The following is a 21,422-nucleotide window of genomic DNA, read 5'->3' as shown; positions in this document are numbered from 1 at the left end:
ATACGCATCAGATCTGTATTTCACAACCTCCAGGTACGTTTTATAACAGTATATTCTCCCAATAAGGGGCGTTCGCGCATGCGGGCAATTACCATCATGGGGTATGTTGCCTTATCTCCTGCCGTAGCGCTGGAATACCCGATCTGCACCTCTTTATCCTCCGTATTCCAGAAGATATGTTGCCGCACAGGCGTGTTTTCCATTTCTATATCAGCTATGGAAGCAGGCGGGCCATAATATCTGGTCAATATAGCAGGAATATCATGTTCCGGGTTATTGTAAAAATGCAGGATAATGATCACTACCCGGTTGTTCTTATCCACGCCTATGAAAATGTGCTCAATGGCCAGCAGCAACTCAATACTGCCTGTTGCGCTGAGTATATCACCGGTGAAACAATAGAAGGACGAAGGTCCCGGGCTAATGATATAATCTCCTGCCAGTGCAAAGGCCCCGAACGGGATCACTTCTTTTATAGCTGTTATTTTTTTTCCTAAATGAATCTCTCCGATACCAAGATCATGGAGCATAGTTATCTTTTGGCCGGTAAGTTTTACCGGGATGATCATCCAAATTAAAGAATATACAATAGACCGGCAAATTCGCAGCATACCTATAAAAGCAGGTGTCCGTAAACACCTGCTTTTTTTAAAATGATCAACAATCTCTTCCTCTGAATTTAAATGGCTTGTATTTGGTAGGGTCCTTTAATCCGAAGCTGGCGTTATCAAAGCTCACCCGGCTGGGCGAAGCAGTTGGTTGCCCCGGATAGTAATCACTTCGCAGGAAATTGTCCAGGTGCATTTTCAAGAATGTTTTAAAGATCTGCCTGTAGGGCTGGTAATTGACCTGGCTGGGAGGTGTACCCGGGTTCATGGCAAGCCAGCCACTCAGGGCGGAAAGTGCTTCTCCTTCAGCTAATACAGCAGCTTGTGTGATCATGGCCTGTGCAACATTGTGATGAATGATAGTACCATCATAAGTAACGTAAGGCAGGCCCACCTCCATGATATTTATATCCACATAGTATTCCAGCCCATTGCCTGCACGGTTAATCAATCCAAACCTATAACCGGTTGTAACACAGGATTGCCAACTGTCCTGCCTAACCATGTTAAAAGATTGAGGGCATGGAAGCTCCAGGATATCTTCTTCAGCAACAGGGATCGGGTCTGGTTCTCCACCATCAGCAGGAGGGCAGGGATCTTCCCCGGGAGGATTAGGTGAGTTACCTCCTCCTCCGCCACCACCACCACTACCGGTTCCACCACCACCGCCGCCAGAACTTCCACCGTCACCATCGGGTAACCAGTAGGTGTCTGTGAAACATTCCTCATGATAATAGATCTGCCCCACACAGTTTCCGTTTCCATCACCAGTACAGGTGGTCCATGAGTAACAGGTAGTAACAGAGATCATTCTTTCCTGCAAATGCACTTCTTTGCCCGGATTAGCAGCCCTTGCCTGTTCCAGCAAGGCTCTTTCCTTTTTGCTGTACACACAGGGTTCCGGAGGGCCTGGATTTCCGGGATCATCTCCTTCAGGCGGGAGCCTGAAATTCAGGGCCATCATAAGGTTGCGTACTTTCCTCCCTGTTACGGCCCCATCCCTGGAATCGAAACCGTAACGGACGAAATCGCGATTCTCGTAAACTTTGAACCGCAGCTGATCGCCCAGTTCAAACACGATAGCGCCGGAAAGTTTTTTGCCTTCCTGCTTCAGGGGAATAGCATACAGCCTGGTATTACCACGTTCTCCAATGATACCTTTGTCCCACACCGGCTCGCCATACTGCTGCACGATGTTTGCTAAAAAGGGCGTTTTACGCTCTTCTGTTTTCACCTGTTTGATCAGAAGGGACAATCTTTGGTCTGCACCATCAGGTAGGGTAAGATATGCAGGAACTGGCATTTCAACGGGCGCGTCCTTGCTTTTGTGACAGCCTATTGTAAGCAGGATAATAAGGGAGCATACGGAAAACAGCGTCCGCAGCCACGGGTTAAAGAGGGCTTTCTTCATCTGAAAAGGGTTTAGGGTAATAGATTTTGGATGTTGGAGCTATAGGGTAACGTGCCTTGCTAATTGTACTATTAAATTAAATAAAAAACCTGAACAGAAGATATCCGTTCAGGTTTTTTAAGGCAGTGTTTATATTCCTTAAATTAAGTTTAACATCTTTTGTGTGGCCTTGATGGCAGATACCGTTTGATCACTATCCAGTCCGCGTGTTTTAAACTCCTTGTTACTGTGCCGCCAGGTGATGATCGTTTCGCAGAGTGCATCACTTTTACCACCGGGGGGGATCCGTACGGCATAGTCCGTAAGAACAGGCAGTTCCTGCTTCAGCTTTTTATAGACCTTTTTCAGTGCATTCATAAATGCATCGTACTGCCCGTCGCCCTGTGAATGTTCTTCAAAGATCTCCTCCAGTATAGCGATGCGCAGTGTTACAGAAGGTTTGAGGGTTTTGGAATGCGTCAGCACATAATCCAGCACCGTCACCTTTTCTTCTATGGTATTACTATCCAGCACATCAGAAATAATGTAAGGCAGGTCTGCCTGCGTTACTACTTCCTTTTTATCTCCCAGTTCAATGATCCGTTGTGTTACCTTTTTCAGATCAGGATCAGAGAGTTGCAGGCCCAGTTGCTGCAGGTTATTCTCAATGTTCGCTTTTCCGCTTGTTTTGCCCAAAGCATATTTACGCGTGCGGCCAAAACGTTCAGGGATCAGGTCACTGAAATATAATTTGTTCTTTTTATCACCGTCTGCATGAATACCAGCTGTTTGCGTGAACACATTCTCTCCTACCACCGGTTTATTTACAGGGATCCTGAAGCCCGAAAATGTTTCCACCAGTTTACTTACTTTATACAGTGAACCCTCTGCCACACCAGTTTTCAGTTCCGGCATAAAATCGTTCAGTACGGCAATAGCACTGGCCAAAGGAGCATTACCTGCTCTTTCTCCCATACCATTAATGGTCAGGTGAATACCATGCGCCCCTGCTTTTACACCTTCCAGTACATTCGCAGTGCCCAGGTCATAATCATTATGCGCGTGAAAATCAAAGTGGATGTTCGGGTAACGCTGTATGGTTTCAGATACAAATGATGTTACCTCTGCAGGTGTGAGGATGCCTAAAGTATCCGGCAGCATCACTCTTTTCACCGGTTGGGTATTTAGAAAATCCAGGTATTGGAAAACGTAGTCTTTGGAATGGCGCATACCATTGCTCCAGTCTTCCAGGTATACATTGCATTCCAGCCCTTTCTTTTTCGCCAGTTTGATCACGGCACCCACTTCTGCAAAATGCTCTTCCGGTTTTTTCTTCAGCTGATGTGTAAGATGGTTCAGGGAACCTTTGGTAAGCAGGTTCATCACTTTCGCGCCTGCTTTCAGCATCCATTGAACGGACACATCGCCATCCACAAAGGTCAGCACTTCCACCCTGTCCAGCAAACCATTTGCCTTAGCCCATTTGGTAATAGACTTCACGGCTGCAAACTCACCTTCGGATACGCGGGCAGACGCAATTTCAATACGGTCCACTTTCACCTCGGTCAATAAAAGCTGGGCGATCGTTAATTTTTCCGAAGGGGAAAAAGAAACACCGCTCGTTTGCTCACCATCGCGGAGCGTGGTATCCATTATTTCTATGTAGCGTTGGGCAGAAGGCATAATAATCTATCGTGGACTTGTTTAGTAGATACTCTTGGAGGCGAAAGTTTGTATTTCGCTCTTCATGGCTTGCAGGTAATCAATATCATCATAACCATTGGTCATGTTTAGTTTCTTATAAGAATTGATGTCGAAAGGCTCGCTTTCGCCCGTAGCCAGGATAGTGATCTTTTGTGAAGGGAGGTTCACTTCCAGTTGTGTATTGGGATCTGCTTCAATAGCCGTAAAGATCTTATCCAGGAATTCAGGGCTCACCTGTACCGGCAGAATGCCGATGTTCAGGGAGTTGTTCTTGAAGATATCTGCAAAGAAGCTGGATACCACGCAACGGAAACCATAATCATAAATAGCCCATGCTGCGTGCTCACGGCTGCTGCCGCTGCCAAAGTTCCTTCCTGCAACAAGGATCTTACCGGAGTAGATGGAATTGTTGAGTACAAAGTCCTGCTTAGGTGTACCGTCTCCATTGTAACGCCAGTCGCGGAAAAGGTTATCGCCAAAACCGGTACGTTCAGTAGCTTTCAGGAAACGGGCGGGGATGATCTGGTCAGTGTCCACATTTTCAATAGGCATGGGAACAGCTGAGCTGGTCAGTATTGTGAATTTATCGTAAGCCATTTTTTAATTTTTAATTGATGTGAATGATCAGTCTGCCATTAATACCCTTGGGTCTGTTACAACACCTGTTACCGCTGCTGCTGCTGCCACTAAAGGGCTGGCCAGCATGGTACGGGAACCGGGGCCCTGGCGGCCTTCGAAGTTCCTGTTGCTGGTACTTACGGCATATTTGCCGGCAGGTACTTTATCATCATTCATGGCCAGGCAGGCAGAACAGCCTGGTTGGCGCAACTGGAATCCTGCTTCTGTTAAAATGTCCAGGATACCTTCTTCTTTGATCTGTGCTTCCACAATATGCGAACCGGGAACGATCCATGCCGTTACATGTTCTGCTTTTTTACGGCCTTTTACAATAGAAGCAAATGCGCGGAAATCTTCAATTCGGCCGTTTGTGCAACTGCCGATGAACACATAGTCTACCTTTTTACCCAGCATGGCATCTTCCTCATGGAAGCCCATGTAATCCAGGGATTTTTCGTAGCTGGCAACACTGCCGCCGGCTGCTTTGGCCTGCGGGATATGTTGACTGATGCCCATGCCCATACCGGGATTGGTACCATAGGTGATCATGGGTTCAATGTCTGCTGCATCGTATACGTGCTCTGCATCGAACTTAGCATCAGCATCTGTTTTCAGCGTTTTCCAGTAAGCCAGGGCTTTATCCCATGCTTCTCCTTTCGGCGCTTTTTCCCTTCCTTTAATATATGCAAAGGTGGTTTCGTCCGGCGCAATGATGCCGCCGCGCGCACCCATTTCAATACTCATGTTACAAACCGTCATACGGCCTTCCATGCTCATGTTTTCAAACACCTCACCGGCATACTCTACAAAATAACCGGTAGCACCTGCTGCTGTGAGCTTTGAAATAATATAGAGCGTTACGTCTTTCGGAGTTACTCCTTTACCCAGTTTGCCGTTCACTTTCACGCGCATCTTTTTGGGTTTAGGCTGCATGATACATTGGGAAGACAGTACCATTTCCACTTCAGAGGTACCGATGCCAAAAGCGATCGCACCAAAAGCACCATGCGTGGAAGTATGAGAGTCGCCACAAACGATCGTCATCCCGGGGAGGGTGATGCCGTTTTCCGGACCTACCACGTGCACAATGCCATTTTTAGGATTGCCAAGCCCCCAGTGGGAAATGCCGTATTTGGCGGAATTGGTTTCCAAAGCTTTCAGCTGGTTAGCGGAAAGCGGGTCTTTTACCGGTAAATGCTGGTTAATGGTAGGTGTGTTGTGGTCTGCCGTAGCAAAGGTCTTCTCCGGGAACATCACCTGGAGCTTCCTGCTTTCCAGTCCCAGGAAAGCCACCGGGCTGGTCACCTCGTGAATAAAGTGCCGGTCGATAAAGAACACGTCAGGTCCGTCTTCAATCTTCCTGACAACATGTGAATCCCATACTTTGTCAAATAATGTAGCAGGCATTTGGCTCATTTTTCATTTTTTAAACGTAACTGCAAAATTGTTAAATTTTATCCACATTTTTAGCATTAATTCCGGATATTTTCTAATCCCACAGTGAAATACGGGATATTTTACCCTCCTCTCAAATATATTAACTTAATAATTATGTGAAATACAATTAGCTAAATATCGCTTTTAAACGCATTATTCTTCGTATATTATCACTGGATAGTAATTATTTTGCAAGTTCGACAAAAATAATCCCGTTCCATTATCGCATATATAATTTACTAATGTAACTATTTTATCACCGACCTAAACTGATGGGATATGCGTTCACCGACCTTGCTTCATAAATACAGCAGCACAGCAGGCATCTGGGATGAAATGAGAGACACAGACCAGGTGCGCGAGCATTACAGTAAAGTTTTCCATGCTTTACAGCAGTTGGACATCAGTATCCTTCAGCAAAAGGACAAATTTGCCGGCGAACTCTTCCTCAGCCAGGGCATCACCTTTACGGTCTACAGCGACAACACCGGCATTGAACGGATCTTCCCCTTCGACATCATTCCCCGGATCATTACCGGAAAGGAATGGGACCATGTGGAAAAAGGGATCGCACAGCGGCTCAAAGCCCTCAACCTCTTTTTAAAAGACATTTATGGGGAACAGGCCATCCTGCGGGACAAGGTGGTACCGCCGGAATTGATCGCTTCCTGCCCTCATTACAACCGGGATGTTTATGGTATAAAGGTTCCGCACGACATCTATCTGCATATTTCAGGCATAGACCTGATCCGCGGGGAAGATGGTAATTTCTATGTACTGGAAGATAACCTCCGCACCCCTTCCGGCGTCAGTTACATGCTGGAGAACAGGGAAGTGACCAAACGCATTTTTCCTGACATGCTGGTAGCCAACCATGTGAGAAGGGTCAGCAACTACCCCCTGCTCCTGCACGACATCCTCAAGCAAATGGCTCCCACGCAAATATCCAATCCCGCGGTAGTACTGCTTACACCCGGCATCTATAATTCCGCCTATTACGAACATGCATTCCTTGCCAGGCAAATGGGCATCTCGTTAGTAGAAGGAAGGGACCTGGTGGTGGATAACCATAAAGTATATATGAAAACCACCAATGGCCTCAAACCTGTGCATGTAATATACCGCCGGGTAGATGACGAATTCCTCGATCCCCTCACCTTCCGCCCGGATAGTGCATTGGGTGTTGCAGGACTGATGAGTGCTTACCGTAAAGGGAATGTGGCCATTGTGAACGCATTGGGAAATGGTGTGGCAGATGATAAAGCCGTGTATGCTTACGTGCCTGCCATGATCAGGTATTACCTCAACGAGGAACCCATCCTTTCCAATATCCCCACCTACGAACTGGAAAACAGGGATGCACGTGAACATGTGTTCAGTAATATCGGGAACATGGTAGTAAAACGCACCAACCAATCCGGTGGTTACGGCATGATAATGGGCAACAACGTAACAGAAGAGGAATGGAGCAAAGCCAGGAAGGAGATCGAAAAAGATCCCCGCAGCTTCATTGCGCAACCCATCATTAAACTGTCTACCGTACCCTGTTTTATAGACGGCGCTTTTCAACCAAGGCACGTAGACCTCCGCCCCTATGCACTTTATGGGCCTAATGGTGTGCAGATAGTACCCGGCGGCCTCACAAGAGTAGCCCTGCGCGAAGGTTCCCTGGTGGTGAATTCATCACAGGGCGGCGGCAGCAAAGATACCTGGGTGGTAGATTTTTAATTACGAAAAAACACAGCATGCTGAGTAGAATTGCAGATTCATTATACTGGCTGAATAGATATATGGAACGGGCAGACGGGCTACTGAGAGTAGCATCCACCCATTACATCCTTTCTTTTGATAAAGACGTGAACGGGAACCTTACCTGGCGCCCCGTGCTGGAAATGTTCAGCACTACTTCCGATGAAGAGATCGCCGCTATAGAGAACGATACCGGTGCCTCTTTAAAGAAGCTGATCACGGATACCACTAACGACAATTCCCTGAAAATGATCATGAGCCGCGCCCGCGAAAATGCAAGAGGCGTGCAGGACCATATCACAAAAGAAGTATGGGAAGAAGTGAATTCCGTATATCATCTCATGAACTATTCCACGCTGGAAGTAAGGCTGGCCAATTATGAAGCGATTGAAGTACTGGGAGCTTTCACCCGCCACAGTGTTATGTATGCCGGCATCACGGACATCACTATGGCCCGCGGTACAGGCTGGCATTTCATGAACCTGGGGAAATATATTGAACGCTGCCTGGAAGCCCTGGTGCTGATCAGTAAACAATACGCGCTGATCAATTATAAACTGGATGAAATGAGGGATATCATGCAATGGCGCTACCTCCTTATGTCCCTCTCCGGTTATGAACTCCATCTGAAAACATACGGTTCTTCCAATTACAACTACAACGTCATTCACCAGATCCTCTTCAACGAAGAATTTCCGCATGCAGTTATTTACTCACTGGCAAGGATAGAAAGACACCTGGCGGAAGTGATCAAAGAAAACAACTCTGTTGAAAATGCAAACCTGATGCGGCACCTGGGAAGGATCCACAGCAAAGTAAGATACACGGATATGGAAACCCTGAACGATCACACGCTCCCCCAATTCCTGGAAGAGCTGCGGATAGAACTCGTAACCTTTGCTAAAAAACTGGCGCAGAACTTTTTCTCTTATTCTTAAGTTTTTTCACATGCCTACATTCAAGATACATCATACCACCAAATACGAATACGACAGGCCCGTTTCTGAAAGCATGAACGAAGTGAAGATCTTTCCCTATCAATGCAGGGAACAGGAAACACTGCAACATGATGTTTTCATCACCGGGCAACCTGAAATAGCCACTTATACCGATTACTGGGGTAATAAATCCGGTAGCTTCAACCTGCTGCATCCGCATAAATTCCTGTCTGTGGAAAGCCGGCTCATTATCCGTACCACCAGTTCTTCCCAGCTGGAATTCAATTTTCATTCCGGCCTCGACCAGTTACAAAAAGAGGTGGCAGGTAATCTGCAACTCATAGAACTTGCGGCAGCAGATCCTATTGCCGCACAGGAAGAGATCAGCAGGATTGCAGCGGTCATTGTTGCAGAAAGTACCAGTGTAGCTGCTATAGTAGAGAAGTGCAGCGAATATATCTTCAAACATTTCAAATACATAAAAGGCATTACCAATATTGAAACTACGGTAGATGAAATATTGGAACACCGGGCAGGTGTTTGCCAGGATTTTGCACACCTGATGTTACAGATCCTGCGCAGCCTGCGTATCCCCTGCCGGTATGTGAGCGGGTATATTTGTCCGAATAAGAACGGCATGCGAGGGCAGGGCGCTACACATGCATGGGCTGAAGTATGGATCCCGGAATTTGGATGGGCAGGCATTGACCCTACTAATAATGTATGGGTAACCAATAAACACGTTAAGCTTTCCGTTGGCAGGAACTTTTGTGATTGCAGCCCGGTGAAGGGAACATTCAAAGGCCCTGCTGTACAGGCTTTATCCGTGGTAGTGGCTGTTAGTTATGAGAACGGGGAGGTATTTGAAGAAGTGAATAAAGTGCATTTGCCAGGGCAGCCTTATGAACCCATGAATGGGGCTGATAATGGGGTGTTTGCGGGGCAGCAATAATAAATTTGTTCTTATTACGGAATGTTCGTAGATTTACGAATATCCCGTAATTATATGAGAAGTATCATTTTTATGGTCCTTATCTGCGCAGTATGCGGCTTTAGAACATCGCCCGATCTGAAGGCGGATGATGTTCTAAAGCGCATGGCAGAAAAGCTGAATACTATTAAAACGCTGCGTTACCAATACAACCGGAAGATCTCTTATCCTTCCGAGAATTATAAAGCCAGCACATCTGCCAGCATATTCATTGACTTTTCGGGTACGGATACCCTGCTTGGTTTCAGATACCAGATAACCGATGCAGGCTACAGCAATATTTTCAATGGTACAGAGCAGTTTGACCTGAATGAGAAAGACAAGACCATCCGCCTGCAACAGCAGCCTTCTGCTAAAAGCTTCCGCAATATTTCCTATTTCTACAATTCCATCATTACCCTGAAACGCATCATACCGGCTGTACTTTCAGATGAAACCATCTCCAAAACACTGAAGGAAGATGATAAATACTACACGGTACAGCTATCCCTCAATAAACGGATGTTCAATTACCTGGAAGGTTTCTCCAACATCACCGCAGAGCGCGTGATCCACTACAGGATCTTTATCGATAAAGCAACCCTGTTCCCCCGCCGGGTGATACAAACCAATAATGTGAATGAGGATCTTGTTCAGACGGATTTCTCAGATATTGAAACAGGCGCTCCTTCCCCACCGGAAACATCCTGGTATTATTCCACTTATGCCAGGGAATATAAACCCAAAGAAGAGAAAGTACTGCAACCTCTTGCAGTGAACACCATGGCACCGGATTTTACACTGCCCGGTCTGCAGGGCAACGTTTCTCTTTCTGCACTAAGAGGAAAAGTTGTACTGCTTGAATTCTGGATCAGGAACTGCGGATACTGTATTGCAGCCGTACCTACCCTGAATAATTACCCGGATGTATTTGCCATTAACGTACATGATACGCCGGCAGATATTGAACGCTTTGCGAAGAACAACAAAGCAACTTACAAGATGCTGTACAATGGAAAAAAGGTAGCGGAGCAATATGGCATTGATGCTTACCCTATGATGGTGATTGTTGATAAAGCCGGGAAAGTAGTGTATGTGGGAAGTGTGAATAAAACCGCGATCGATGATATTTTAAAGCGGGAAGAAGCGATGCCCCCTTCCCGTTAGTATCACTAATACTGTGTAAATTCTTTTCTCCTTCCCGCATGCAAAGGATACCCTTCCAGCCTTGCCCTGTCCAGCACCACATAAATGGAATCATTGAACTCATTGGTACCCCATAATGTGATCCGCGAATTGCCTTCCCTGCTGTAATGCAAAACCTGCTTTTGATCCCGGTTGGATCTATTCTTATTCTGCAGGTACAATACATGGTTCACGGTATCTGCTTTGTAATAATAATACTGCCGCCCTGCGAGACCGGAAAGCTCCCAGGTGATATTGATATCCCTTGTTTCCGGGTTATACTTTCGTTTCTTACCATCTCCAAAACGCCTTACATCTCCGCGCCAATCGAACCGCCACTTTCCATCATACACCTCATGATTGCGGGGATAACTGCCTGCCGCAAACATCTCTATCTGCTGTGGACGGTTGGCTACCACAAAACTCAGGGAAGACCATTCCTCGAAAGCAGCATCCTGCCAGCGTTTAGGATCTAATGGAGAATAAGGTATCACCTGGCCATTCAGCTTAAACTCCGTTACGTTGTAATATCCTTTAGAACCTGATAGTCCCGGCGTATTGGGGATCTTATAGAAATCATTACCGGTGAATCCCACCACCTCCAGTATAAAGAAGAGGATCACGAACACGAAATTGAAAGCATACTTCACTGCCCGCTTTGCATATTGCTGCCACTTCCTCCTGAACACCGGGTAGTAATGTACGATCCTGGTATTCACCTGGTTCACGATCAGGTTCCAGATGCCCGGCAGGTCGTGCCATAAGAGGAAGAGGGAGAGCAGGGCCAATCCGGCACTGGGTACATTTTCCCCGATATCATAAGCATGGTTGGCAATGGCAATATTCCCGAATACCACAAACGTCATGGCGGCACCGATCCCTGTGGTCCTGCGGAACAGCAAAAGGAAACCACCAATAAACTCTGCAAAACCCAGGAACACTTCATACGTGGGAGACACGCCGATCGCTTCCCAATAAAGCCGTTTCGCGAAGAAGTCAATGAACTCCGTATTATAAAGCCCTTCATTCCCCGGCGGCATCTGCATCACGAAGAGCTTTTTATACCCCCAGGCAATGGCAGCATAGGCCACACGGTATCTCACCATTACGCGCACCCAGTAATAGAGCAGGTTATAGTTCTTACGGTTTTTGTCGAGGTAGGTCCAGATGGTGGCCCCGGCCACAGCTATAAAGAATACAAAGGGCACATTCACATAACTGGCCAGGCCAAAGAAACCGCCTTCGGAAAAGATGTTGATGAACTGCGGGTTAAAGAAAGCCACCGTTTCATTTATTTCCCGGTAGGTCATATGTGCATAGTCGATGTTATACAGGAAGATGTAAAATCCTGCATCCCACGGTATGGAAAATACGCCGAAGAAAATAAACGCTACACGAAAGATAAACTGCTGCCGCGGCGTCCACACCGTTTCTTCCAGCGTTTCAAAAGAAGTTGCTTTACTGATCAATTCAGGCATGCATGTATAATTTAAGGTAGATAGATAAAAGGTTGTTCTCTTCCTGCATACAGCGCATATTGTTTCTCTTTTTTGTCCAGTACTACGTAAATAGAATCCTTATACTGATTAATGCCACTGAGGATAACACGGGTATCCGTTGGCCGTTCATAGTGTAATACCAGTTCGCGGTCACTATAGTTCTTGTTCTTATTTTGCAGATGCAGGATGTTATTCACTGTATCTATGTTGTAATTATAATGCTGGCGGCCGCCACCGGTACCTGCGGATTCATAGGTCCTGTCCACATCCCTGAACTGCTTACCCCTCCCCGCTTCTCCATGAATAAGGAACGTATTGAACACGGTAAAAGAAATAGTAGACCATTTTTCGAACGTTACATCCTGCCACCTTACAGAATCCAATGGTGAATAAGGAAGCGGCTGACCATTCAGTTTAAATTCCGTTACATTATACAAACCTCTTACACCGGGTAATCCGGCCTGGTGAGGTACTTTGTAGGAATCGTATTTATAGTTCTGCCAGTGCAGGTAAGCACTCAGCACAAAAAAGATCAGGAAGGCGAAGGTTTTTAGCCCATACCTGATCCATTGCTGCCATTTCTTTTCAAAGGGGAAATGGTAGATGCGCGGTGTGGTATCCTTTTCTTTTACCAGCAGGTTCCAGATACCGGGCAGGTAACGCCACAGTACAAAAATGCCACCCAGTGCGTAAAAGGAAGCGGCCAGATGAATACCGCCATCATACACATGGTTAGTGATGGCAATGTTGCCGATCATGGAAAGTGCCAGTGCAGCACCCAATGCCCTGGTGCCTCTGAAGAAAAGTAACCCCATGATCAGCAATTCCGCCAGGCCCAGGAGCACTTCATACTTCGGCACGAAGCTCAATTGGATCCAGTAATGTTTCTGTGCTACAATATCCCCGTAATTGGTATTGAGCTGGGTAAGCGCCAGTTCCGGCATTTGAGTGGGAAATACTTTCGAGAACGTCAATCCGTTCAGCCTGGTGAGCATGGCATATGCCACCGCTACCGAGATAAAGTAATACAACACCCTGTAGTTGGTAGCTCTACGATCAATCAAGGTCCAGATGATACCACCTGCAATTCCGATCAGGAAAGCAATGCCCCAGTTCACATAACTGGCCAGGCCAAATATGCCACTTTCAGAATTAATGCTGATGTAATTTGGCCCGAAACCTGCCAGGCCACCAAGGTCGCGGATGTGCAGATTGCCCCAGGGCAGGTTAAACCATTGTGCATAATAGGCAGGTGTTAAAGGCACCGTCATGATAAAAAAGAAAACAAAGAAGATGCGGAACGCTACTTTCTCATATCCCTTCCATACCTCAGTATGCAAAGGTCTTATATTGTTCTGCTGCACAGGCCGTGCGACTGTAATAGTGTCCATGGGTTAAAGTTTTATGGGTTTTCTTCTTCCTTCAAACAACATATACTTCTTCTGTATCCTGTCCAGCACAGCATATATAGAATCATTCCTTTCGTTCACCCCTTTCACGATGATGGTGGAATCACCCAGGCGTTGGTAACTAAGCCGGAAACGTTCTTCCTGGTGATACCTGTTCTTATTCTCCAGCAGGATGGTGTGCAGCACAGTGTCTGCTTTATAAGCAAAATAGCGCCTGCCACCTACTCCGGCGGATTCAAAGTTGCGGTCTATGTCTGCCGCATGATAAACATCGCCGGTACTGAGGTCCAGCTTTAAAGGTTTGGCGATCTTTATGCTCAGGGTTGCCCATTTCTCAAACACTACATTCTGCCACCTGTTGGAATCCGTGGTGGAATACGGGATTTCCACATTGTTCAGTTTAAACTCCCGCACATTGTAATAACCATATGTACCGCTTATACCAGGTGTTTTGGGAATATTGTAAGGATCATTCTTATAACCTGCGTAAGTACTTACAGTTAATAAAGCGATCAGTAATACAAAAGCACTTTTAGCTACCAGCCTTATGACCGGACTTTTAAACACCGGCTGGAACTTATTGGCAATGGTATACCGTTCTTTCGCCAGCAGGGAATACAGCCTTGGCACATCATATGCAAAAAGGAACAAGGCGATCACTACGAGGTAAGCGCTGTATACCTGCTCTCCCACATCATAGGCAAAGTTAGCAGCGAGTACATTCCCGGTGAATCCAAGTATAATACCCGTTCCAAACGTTACCGTTTTCCTGCATAACAATAACAGGCCCGCTATTATTTCCACTGCGCCCAGGAATATTTCATATCCCTGCGTGATGCCGATGGTATGGAAATAGATCTTCCAGGCAAAGAAGTCGCCATAGTTCGTGTGCAGGTTACTTAAGGAAGGATATGGCATTTGCAGCGGGAAGAACTTGATCAGCCCGTAAGCAATGATGCCGATAGCCAGCCGGTAACGCAGGATCACCCGCAGCCAGTAAAGGAGAACATCATAATCCCGCTCCTTCTTCTCTGTAAGGCCCCAGATAACAGTACCTGCCGCAGCGATCAATGCCGCTACGCCCCAGTTGGCAAAACCTTCCAGGGAAAAGAACTGCGGTGCGTATTTCGTTAAACTGAACAGGCTAACATCCAGCCTGTCTATACTGAACAGTGCTTTATAGAACTTCCAGTCAAGCGGCACCGCCTGGATCACAAAATAGATGAAGAAGAAACGGAGCCCTGTTTTCTCATAGGGCTTCCATTGGTTGTGTAATGCGCTCATAGCCTATATTTTTATTTTCCACTGTAATCAGGATTCTGTTCCAGGTCTTTATCCAGTTGGATTTGTGTAATGGGAATGGGGAATACCAATTCGTAGGGTTCCACTTTGGTATTCGGGTCCAGTGCTTCCAGTACTGCTTTAGCCCTGCCGGTCCTGGCAAGGTCAAACCAACGGTGTGCTTCAAAAGCAAATTCTATCCTTCTTTCATTTTCAATGGCCAGCAATAACTCCTCTTTATTGGCTGCACCGGAAATGGGTACATCTGCCCGTTTCCTGATCTCATTCAGATCATCCAGTGAACCACTTGCATTGTCCAGTTGTGCACGCGCTTCTGCCCTGATGAGGTACAGCTCTGCGATCCTGAAAATGTAGGCCGGGTCTGTTGCATTTTTGCGGTAATAGAGGTTTCCGAACCAAATGGTGGTACCCCCCTGTGTTACACTGCCTATCAGGGTTTTACGGCCACCGGATACCAGCGGGTCATTCAGGAGCTGCACGAACTTATCCGTTGGCGCATAACGATAAGTGCCGCCATTGGTAGGATGCTGCATTTGTGAACGGATAGTACTTGGATTGATGGCGCTGTATTCCAGTTCAAAAACAGATTCGCTGGTACCGATGGCGTCATTTGCAAACCAGGTATTAAAAGGCTTCAGTAATTTATAATCCGCTGTAAGGCTGATCAGCTTTGTGGCATACTCTTCTGCCAGCGCCCATTCCTTTCTGTAGAGATGGTACCTTGCGCGTAATGCCCAGGCGGTCCTCTTTGTGGCCCTGATCCTGTTTACGCCATCAGGCAGTAATTGTTCCGCATCTTTGAGATCGGCAAAGATCTGCGCATAGGTTTGCTCCAGCGTACTACGTTTCAGCACAGGCCTGTTCTGCAGGGAGGTAGTGGGTTCCAGTATAAGCTGTACACCACCCCATGCTCTTGCCAGGTCAAAATAAGCCAGTGCGCGAATGAACTTTGCTTCACCCACATATTGATCTCTCAGCGCCGGCGTTAATGCAGGGTCCTGCACAGCAGGTACTTTGCTGATCACATGGTTTGCGCGGTTGATGGTAGTATAGATGGCGCTCCAGGCGGTATTGAAAGTAACATCGTCTGCCCGGAAGTTGATATTCACCAGGTTGGCGGCACCACCTGTTGTAAGGTTCTTGATATCACCACTGGGGAAATAACCCAGCGTTACATAGGTTTCCCCATAATAACCGCTGGATGCCAGCTGGCGGTACACACCCCGCAATGCAGTTTCGCTGGATGCTTTATCAAAGATGGGTTGTTCATCAGATACCGCAGTCACCGGTTTGGTGTCCAGTAATTTCTGGCAGGATGATAATGAAGTAATAGCTGCAATAAATATTATGATTGTTCTCATGATCATGTGATTATAAGCTGAGGTTTAAACCAAATTGTACGGCACGCGGTTGTGGCGGTACACCGTAATCATACCCTTGTATATTACCGGTACCCAGGTTGGATTCAGGGTCGGCACCTTTGTACCTGGTGAACAACAGCAGGTTGTTTCCGCTGACGTACAGGCGCAGCTTTTGAATGTGATATTTAGTGGTGAATACCCTTGGTAAGGTATAACCCAATGTAAGTGCGCGCAGGCGGAGGAAAGAACCATCTTCCAGGAAGCGGCTGTTCTCCTGCCTGGAATAGTTCTCTGCAGTGAGCCGGGGTGTTTCTGTGATCTGGCCGGGAGTAGTCCACCTGTTCAACTGAGAAGCCAGCAATACACGGTTCGCATCCAGCGTACCACCGGTTTCACCCAGCATCCTGTTATGGTTCCAGATCTGGTTACCATATGAATAGGTAAAGAAGATACCCAGGTCAATGCCTTTGTAATTCAGTGTATTATTAAACCCTCCGAAGAACTTCGGCCAGGTGTTGCCAACGATCTGGCGGTCTTCCGCAGTGATCTTACCATCTTTGGTTACATCTTCAAATACAGCATTTCCTGTTTTCGGATCTACATACAATTGTTTGTATAACCAATAAGAATACAGCGGCTGGCCTTGCTGTAAACGGATCAGGTCACGACCTGCAAAAGGAATATCCGCCGGGATCTTTTCAATCTTATTGACATTGCGGGATACGTTGAAATCAGTACTCCAGGAAAAGTCTTTATTCTTAATGTTCACAGCACCGATGCTTAATTCAAAGCCTTTATTGCTGATCTCACCATAGTTGGTGATGTAAGAAGCAAAACCCGTAGTGGCCGGAGTAGCGATCCTTAACAGGGCATCTGTGGTGTATTTATTATAAACGTTGAACTCTACAGATAAACGATCATTGAATAAACCAAGGTCCAGCCCTCCGCTGAACTGTGTGGTCTTTTCCCAATGCAGATCAAGGTTGGCGAGTTGCAAAGGAGCTGTACCAGGGCCTTCCGCACCACCTACTTTATCGCCATAACCATATCCGCCTGTCCAGAGACCCTGGGAGGCAAAGTCGTCAATACCATCCTGGTTGCCGGTAGTACCGTAGCTCAGTCTTAATTTCAGGTTATTAACGGCACTTACATCTTTCAGGAATTTCTCCTGGTTCACGCGCCAGGATAAACCGATGGCTGGGAAATATCCCCACTTCCTGTTCGGTCCGAAACGGGATGATCCATCCGCACGTGCCGTGAACTCAGCATAGTACTTCTGATCATAGTCATAGCTCACACGGGAGAAAAAGGACACCAGGTTGTTATTGCTTTTGAACTGCGAAGCCGTTTGCGTAGCGGCAGCACTGATCTGCGTATAAGAGTTATTCGGAAAATTGGTACCTGTGGCAGATACATTCTTCACTACCGTACCCTGGATGCTATTCCCCACCAGTACGCCGATGGAATGTTTGCTGATGGTAGTATTATAAGCTAAGGTCTGTTCATTGATAGCTGTGGAAGCGCTGGTCACACTCTGTGTACCTTTACCACCGGAAACACCTAAAATGGTACGTGTATCCCAGTATTCATTCTCTTCATAGTTATTGTAATCCAGGCCTACGCTGGAATGGAACTTCAGTTTATCCGTGATGCTGATATCGAGATAAGTATTGCCGATATAATGCAGGCTGGTGGACCAGAGGTTCACGGTACCGGTAAGCACGGCGATGTTATCAAAGTTCACCCACTTCAGTGGTGTTCCGTCGTCTGCAAAGATGGGCAGATAGGTAGGAATGTTGAGCGATGCCTGTAAGAGCGTGCCGTTACCGCCATTGGCCGGCCTTGCCTGGTCCCTGTAACTTCTGCCGATAGTGTTGCTTGTACCCAGGGTCACTTTGTCGTTGATCTTCTGGTCCAGGTTCACTTTAAAACTGGCACGTTCAAATCCCATTGGCCGCCAGATAGATTCCTGTTTGGAATAACCGCCGCCGATGTAATAGCGTGTTTTATCTGAACCTCCCTGTATGGAGATATCATAATTGCGCATGTGTGCCGTGCGGTTGAGGTAACGCATCCTGTCGTACGTAGGTTGCTCTTCCGGCAAACCCCTGCCCGGTACGCCGTTCACGATCTCTGTTTTAGGACGGAAAGGGATGTCGTTACTGCCGGAATTCCGCCGGTACTCATTTACGAGCATGGCGTGTTCAGGGCCGGTGGTGGTTTTCCATACCCTGTCTGCGGGTGCCCAGGCTAAACCTTCATTAGCATTTACTTCAATCTTTGCTTTCTGTCCGTATTTACCACGTTTGGTGGTAACAATGATTACGCCATTAGCGCCGCGGGAACCATAAATAGCAATGGCCACCGCATCTTTCAATACCTGTATGCTTTGAATGTCAGAAGGATTGATATCTGCAATGGGTGAAGTAGCCCTGTCCTGCGCAATGTTCTGCAAACTGCCATTGCTGACGAATACGCCATCGATCACATAAAGCGGGCTGTTACTGGCATTGATGGAAGTAGCTCCTCTTACACGGATGAACACATCAGAGCCCGGCACCCCGATATTGGAATTGATCTGAACCCCTGCGGCCTTTCCCTGCAACTGTGCGTCAAAGCTGGCTTCAGGGATGGTCTTTGTTTCTGCGGGATCGATCTTTGAAACAGAACCTACCAGGTTTTTCCTTTCCTGGGTGGCATATCCTACTACTACCACATCAGTTAACCGGGTAGCGCTTTCTGTAAGCTGCACATCAATAAAAGAAGGCCCGTTCACCAGTATTTCACGGGTTTCGTATCCTACATAGCGCACGGTTAATACTACAGGGAACCTTTGCCGGGTAAGGAATTCAAATTCCCCTTTATCATTGGTGGCAATTTCGTGCGTGGTACCTTTAATGTGAACAGAAGCGCCGCCGAGCGGGCCTTTGTCTTTAATGGCGGTTACCTTTCCTTTCAGAAAAAGATTGTCCTGCGCCTGCAGGGAAAAACTTAAGAGCAGCAGCAGGAAACCCGGAAGTACCCAAAGCTGCTTTCGATGGCTGGCATTGATCTTTGACATAAATAATTATGAATTAAACGGAGACGAGATACTTGGTTGGCTGGCAGGTACGCACACGAAGGTCGTGGCGAACCGGTTCATTGGTTCGTCGAACGAGTAGGTGAACTTAGTGATGAGCTAAGTGCTAAGAAATCAACAACAACAATCGGCTGGAAGAATAGAGGGAAGAATTAAAACCACCATCCCGACGCTACAAGGTTTGTAACATTTTTCGGCATTCATGTCGAACAATTTTAACAATAAAAGATATACCGAACAATCGCTGGTGGTGGACAATTGGCCGATCTAATGATTAGTCTACAAAATTAGTAGGACAAAGATAATCACGATTTTTAAGAATCCAAATAATTTTAGGATTAACATTTTGGGGCGGGGTATGTAACAGGGTTTTCTGTGCTGACTAGCGCCTGATAAAGGTCGCCTGTGAAGCCAGCAATTTCCATTGCCCCTTATCCTGGATATAAGTTTCTGTTATCCGCTCCCACAGTTCCTCCGGGGCATTATTGCCCCTGATGATATTAATGTGTACCACAGCGGTTACAATAGCTGTTTCATTCACCATGATCACCTGTTGCCCAGAAGGTTCAAATAAAGGAAGTTTTAAAGCTGGGTTCATTGCAAAGCCTTTCACGAAAGCTTCCTTGTTCAGCACATCTGCATTGGCAGAGGTGAAGAGGAACTCCTGCCGGATATGTTCCCGCAGAAAGGGTTCATTTTTGGCGGCTATGGCAGCTAATAATTCCTTATGCAATTGCAATACGGGTGTTGTTTTCATGTCCTGTGCTTTTGTTTGTCCGCATACCAGTAGCAGAACGAAGATGCATATGTTTTTCATACCTTAAAATTAGGGGCAGCGGGAAGAGGGATTGTATAACCTGGGTTATAATCTTTGCTTAGTGGCAAGCCTTCTTCTTATACGGCTCAGGGAGGGTTGTTTAACACCAATATAGGAGGCAAGATGATAGAGGGGTACTCTTTCCAGTATTTCCGGGTGAATGTTGCGCAGGTTCTGGTAACGGGTTTCCGGTTTATCCAGTAATAACATTTCGCTGCGGAGCTGGGCCACTACGAAAGCGTTTTCACTGGCTATACGGCCAAAGCGCTGCCAGTTATTGCTTTCTTTGAACAGGTATTGCAGGTGATCATAACTGATCAGGAGAAGTGCTGTATCTTCCATGGCTTCTATCCACATACGGCTGGGCGTTTGGGTAAGGAAGCTATGGTAGGCTTTGGGCCAGTGGCCTTCGAAAAAGAACTGGCAGTTGATCTCCTCTCCATCTATGAGGTAATAGGCACGTAACAATCCTTTTAACACAAAGCCGATCTCTTTGTAAACCTTTCCTTCTTCGATAAAGGAAGTTCCTTTTGGTACTTCTAAATACCGCAGGCCGGGATGGCATAATGCCCAGTCCTGGTCAGTTATTGGAGAGACGGTGTTTACGGCTTTCCGGAATTGTTCGAAGCTGGTCATAAGGCAAATTTATGTAGCAACAATGCAAAAGGCGGATGCCGGGCTCAATTTTTTAAAAATGGTGTCAACGATCTTGTATCCCTGGCTGCGTAATTTTTCTTCTATGGGTTTTGCTGCTGTGATGGTAATATCATAGGGTGCCTGGTAAAACACATATAACTTTCCGTTGCGTTTGAGGTATTTCCTGATCAGGGCTAATTCGGTGGCCGGGTCTTTCCAGAAGAAGTTCACATTAAAAGCCAATATTTTATGATAGGCGTTTCCAGGAAGTGCCGCACTGGCAAAATCACTGGTAATGAAATGCGCGTTAGCAATATTTTTCCGGCTGGCTATCTTAATCATGGCCGCGGAGCTGTCTATCGCAGTGATCGTACCTGCTGTTAGCCGGCCTCCTATTTGCTCCGCTAAAATACCCGCGCCGCAGCCGATCTCTAACAGGTGATCGGATGGTTTGATGTTCAGTACATCAACTGCCCAGGTGAATCTTTCGTTTATTTTCATGAAATACCGTGTACGATGGCACCATATATCACTGCTGCAATAAACACCAGCATCAGCAAAAAGCCAATGAGTGCAAAAGGCCTGAGGATCACGTCGCTTCCTGCCCCGCTATAGAAGCCGGCATATTTTTCCGCTAAAACAGCTTTCCTCTTTTCTATATTCCTGTAACGGAGAAATAAATACAATCTGCCCAGGAGGTGGAAAAATACTATCTCCATC

18 protein-coding genes are annotated in these 21,422 nt (G+C 46.6%); 4 read left to right on the top strand and 14 right to left on the bottom strand.

The genetic code is table 11. The annotated features are described in order from the left end of the window. Positions 1-20 precede the first annotated feature (20 nt). The 5 genes from BUR42_RS05970 to leuC form a co-directional block, all read right to left on the bottom strand. The gene (locus BUR42_RS05970; protein ID WP_143197350.1) at positions 21-530 is read right to left on the bottom strand and encodes a hypothetical protein; all 510 of its coding nucleotides are present in this window, start codon (positions 528-530) and stop codon (positions 21-23) included. A 127-nt stretch (positions 531-657) separates the two neighbouring features. After that, complete coding sequence (locus BUR42_RS05965) at positions 658-2,019, bottom strand: hypothetical protein (protein ID WP_074238348.1); 1,362 nt, start codon at positions 2,017-2,019, stop codon at positions 658-660. Between the two features lie 138 nt (positions 2,020-2,157). Further along, a complete protein-coding gene (locus tag BUR42_RS05960) occupies positions 2,158-3,651 on the bottom strand; it encodes an alpha-isopropylmalate synthase regulatory domain-containing protein (RefSeq protein ID WP_234979616.1) in 1,494 nt (497 codons plus the stop codon). 51 nt (positions 3,652-3,702) lie between these two features. Next, a complete protein-coding gene (gene leuD, locus BUR42_RS05955) occupies positions 3,703-4,299 on the bottom strand; it encodes a 3-isopropylmalate dehydratase small subunit (RefSeq protein WP_074238346.1) in 597 nt (198 codons plus the stop codon). Between the two features lie 27 nt (positions 4,300-4,326). After that, complete coding sequence (gene leuC, locus BUR42_RS05950; RefSeq protein WP_074238345.1) at positions 4,327-5,727, bottom strand: 3-isopropylmalate dehydratase large subunit; 1,401 nt, start codon at positions 5,725-5,727, stop codon at positions 4,327-4,329. A 309-nt stretch (positions 5,728-6,036) separates the two neighbouring features. On the opposite strand from leuC, the gene BUR42_RS05945 reads away from it, so the two are divergent. The 4 genes from BUR42_RS05945 to BUR42_RS05930 are packed head-to-tail and all read left to right on the top strand — an operon-like array spanning position 6,037 to position 10,581. Beyond that, a complete protein-coding gene (locus BUR42_RS05945; protein ID WP_074238344.1) occupies positions 6,037-7,485 on the top strand; it encodes a circularly permuted type 2 ATP-grasp protein in 1,449 nt (482 codons plus the stop codon). Between the two features lie 17 nt (positions 7,486-7,502). Beyond that, on the top strand, positions 7,503-8,444 hold the full coding sequence (locus tag BUR42_RS05940; RefSeq protein ID WP_074238343.1) for an alpha-E domain-containing protein: 942 nt from the start codon (positions 7,503-7,505) through the stop codon (positions 8,442-8,444). A 10-nt stretch (positions 8,445-8,454) separates the two neighbouring features. Then, positions 8,455-9,396 (top strand): transglutaminase family protein, encoded by a 942-nt coding sequence (locus BUR42_RS05935; RefSeq protein ID WP_074238342.1) that lies wholly within the window; start codon positions 8,455-8,457, stop codon positions 9,394-9,396. A gap of 54 nt (positions 9,397-9,450) precedes the next feature. Beyond that, the gene (locus tag BUR42_RS05930; protein WP_074238341.1) at positions 9,451-10,581 is read left to right on the top strand and encodes a TlpA disulfide reductase family protein; all 1,131 of its coding nucleotides are present in this window, start codon (positions 9,451-9,453) and stop codon (positions 10,579-10,581) included. Between the two features lie 5 nt (positions 10,582-10,586). Here BUR42_RS05930 and BUR42_RS05925 read toward each other — a convergent pair whose 3' ends face one another. The 9 genes from BUR42_RS05925 to BUR42_RS05885 form a co-directional block, all read right to left on the bottom strand. Further along, positions 10,587-12,077: a hypothetical protein gene (locus BUR42_RS05925; RefSeq protein ID WP_074238340.1), complete on the bottom strand. Its 1,491-nt coding sequence runs from the start codon at positions 12,075-12,077 to the stop codon at positions 10,587-10,589. 11 nt (positions 12,078-12,088) lie between these two features. Next, positions 12,089-13,489, bottom strand: a complete 1,401-nt coding sequence (locus BUR42_RS05920) for a hypothetical protein (protein WP_074238339.1) — start codon at positions 13,487-13,489, stop codon at positions 12,089-12,091. A gap of 3 nt (positions 13,490-13,492) precedes the next feature. Then, positions 13,493-14,791, bottom strand: coding sequence for a hypothetical protein (locus tag BUR42_RS05915; RefSeq protein WP_074238338.1), 1,299 nt, complete (start codon positions 14,789-14,791; stop codon positions 13,493-13,495). An 11-nt stretch (positions 14,792-14,802) separates the two neighbouring features. After that, a complete protein-coding gene (locus tag BUR42_RS05910) occupies positions 14,803-16,170 on the bottom strand; it encodes a RagB/SusD family nutrient uptake outer membrane protein (protein ID WP_200798223.1) in 1,368 nt (455 codons plus the stop codon). Positions 16,171-16,180: 10 nt separating this feature from the next. Next, entirely contained in the window at positions 16,181-19,231 is a 3,051-nt protein-coding gene (locus BUR42_RS05905) for a SusC/RagA family TonB-linked outer membrane protein (protein ID WP_074238336.1), read from the bottom strand. A gap of 400 nt (positions 19,232-19,631) precedes the next feature. Then, positions 19,632-20,066, bottom strand: coding sequence for a nuclear transport factor 2 family protein (locus tag BUR42_RS05900; protein ID WP_074238335.1), 435 nt, complete (start codon positions 20,064-20,066; stop codon positions 19,632-19,634). 45 nt (positions 20,067-20,111) lie between these two features. Continuing rightward, positions 20,112-20,702, bottom strand: coding sequence for a Crp/Fnr family transcriptional regulator (locus BUR42_RS05895; RefSeq protein ID WP_074238334.1), 591 nt, complete (start codon positions 20,700-20,702; stop codon positions 20,112-20,114). A gap of 9 nt (positions 20,703-20,711) precedes the next feature. Beyond that, the gene (locus BUR42_RS05890; protein ID WP_074238333.1) at positions 20,712-21,203 is read right to left on the bottom strand and encodes a class I SAM-dependent methyltransferase; all 492 of its coding nucleotides are present in this window, start codon (positions 21,201-21,203) and stop codon (positions 20,712-20,714) included. Then, entirely contained in the window at positions 21,200-21,421 is a 222-nt protein-coding gene (locus BUR42_RS05885; RefSeq protein ID WP_074238332.1) for a hypothetical protein, read from the bottom strand. The genes BUR42_RS05890 and BUR42_RS05885 overlap by 4 nt, the downstream gene beginning before the upstream one ends. Between the last annotated feature and the right edge of the window lies 1 nt (position 21,422).

Origin of the sequence: Chitinophaga niabensis (assembly GCF_900129465.1) — a bacterium.
Taxonomy (GTDB): domain Bacteria; phylum Bacteroidota; class Bacteroidia; order Chitinophagales; family Chitinophagaceae; genus Chitinophaga; species Chitinophaga niabensis.
This window is presented reverse-complemented; position numbering and strand designations above follow the sequence as displayed.

Coding starts and splice junctions, on each gene's coding strand:
- BUR42_RS05970 (WP_143197350.1), bottom strand. CDS start 530: ATGCTCCATGATCTTGGTATCGGAGAGATTCATTTAGGAAAAAAAATA.
- BUR42_RS05965 (WP_074238348.1), bottom strand. CDS start 2,019: ATGAAGAAAGCCCTCTTTAACCCGTGGCTGCGGACGCTGTTTTCCGTA.
- BUR42_RS05960 (WP_234979616.1), bottom strand. CDS start 3,651: ATGGATACCACGCTCCGCGATGGTGAGCAAACGAGCGGTGTTTCTTTT.
- leuD (WP_074238346.1), bottom strand. CDS start 4,299: ATGGCTTACGATAAATTCACAATACTGACCAGCTCAGCTGTTCCCATG.
- leuC (WP_074238345.1), bottom strand. CDS start 5,727: ATGCCTGCTACATTATTTGACAAAGTATGGGATTCACATGTTGTCAGG.
- BUR42_RS05945 (WP_074238344.1), top strand. CDS start 6,037: ATGCGTTCACCGACCTTGCTTCATAAATACAGCAGCACAGCAGGCATC.
- BUR42_RS05940 (WP_074238343.1), top strand. CDS start 7,503: ATGCTGAGTAGAATTGCAGATTCATTATACTGGCTGAATAGATATATG.
- BUR42_RS05935 (WP_074238342.1), top strand. CDS start 8,455: ATGCCTACATTCAAGATACATCATACCACCAAATACGAATACGACAGG.
- BUR42_RS05930 (WP_074238341.1), top strand. CDS start 9,451: ATGAGAAGTATCATTTTTATGGTCCTTATCTGCGCAGTATGCGGCTTT.
- BUR42_RS05925 (WP_074238340.1), bottom strand. CDS start 12,077: ATGCCTGAATTGATCAGTAAAGCAACTTCTTTTGAAACGCTGGAAGAA.
- BUR42_RS05920 (WP_074238339.1), bottom strand. CDS start 13,489: ATGGACACTATTACAGTCGCACGGCCTGTGCAGCAGAACAATATAAGA.
- BUR42_RS05915 (WP_074238338.1), bottom strand. CDS start 14,791: ATGAGCGCATTACACAACCAATGGAAGCCCTATGAGAAAACAGGGCTC.
- BUR42_RS05910 (WP_200798223.1), bottom strand. CDS start 16,170: ATGAGAACAATCATAATATTTATTGCAGCTATTACTTCATTATCATCC.
- BUR42_RS05905 (WP_074238336.1), bottom strand. CDS start 19,231: ATGTCAAAGATCAATGCCAGCCATCGAAAGCAGCTTTGGGTACTTCCG.
- BUR42_RS05900 (WP_074238335.1), bottom strand. CDS start 20,066: ATGAAAAACATATGCATCTTCGTTCTGCTACTGGTATGCGGACAAACA.
- BUR42_RS05895 (WP_074238334.1), bottom strand. CDS start 20,702: ATGACCAGCTTCGAACAATTCCGGAAAGCCGTAAACACCGTCTCTCCA.
- BUR42_RS05890 (WP_074238333.1), bottom strand. CDS start 21,203: ATGAAAATAAACGAAAGATTCACCTGGGCAGTTGATGTACTGAACATC.
- BUR42_RS05885 (WP_074238332.1), bottom strand. CDS start 21,421: ATGGAGATAGTATTTTTCCACCTCCTGGGCAGATTGTATTTATTTCTC.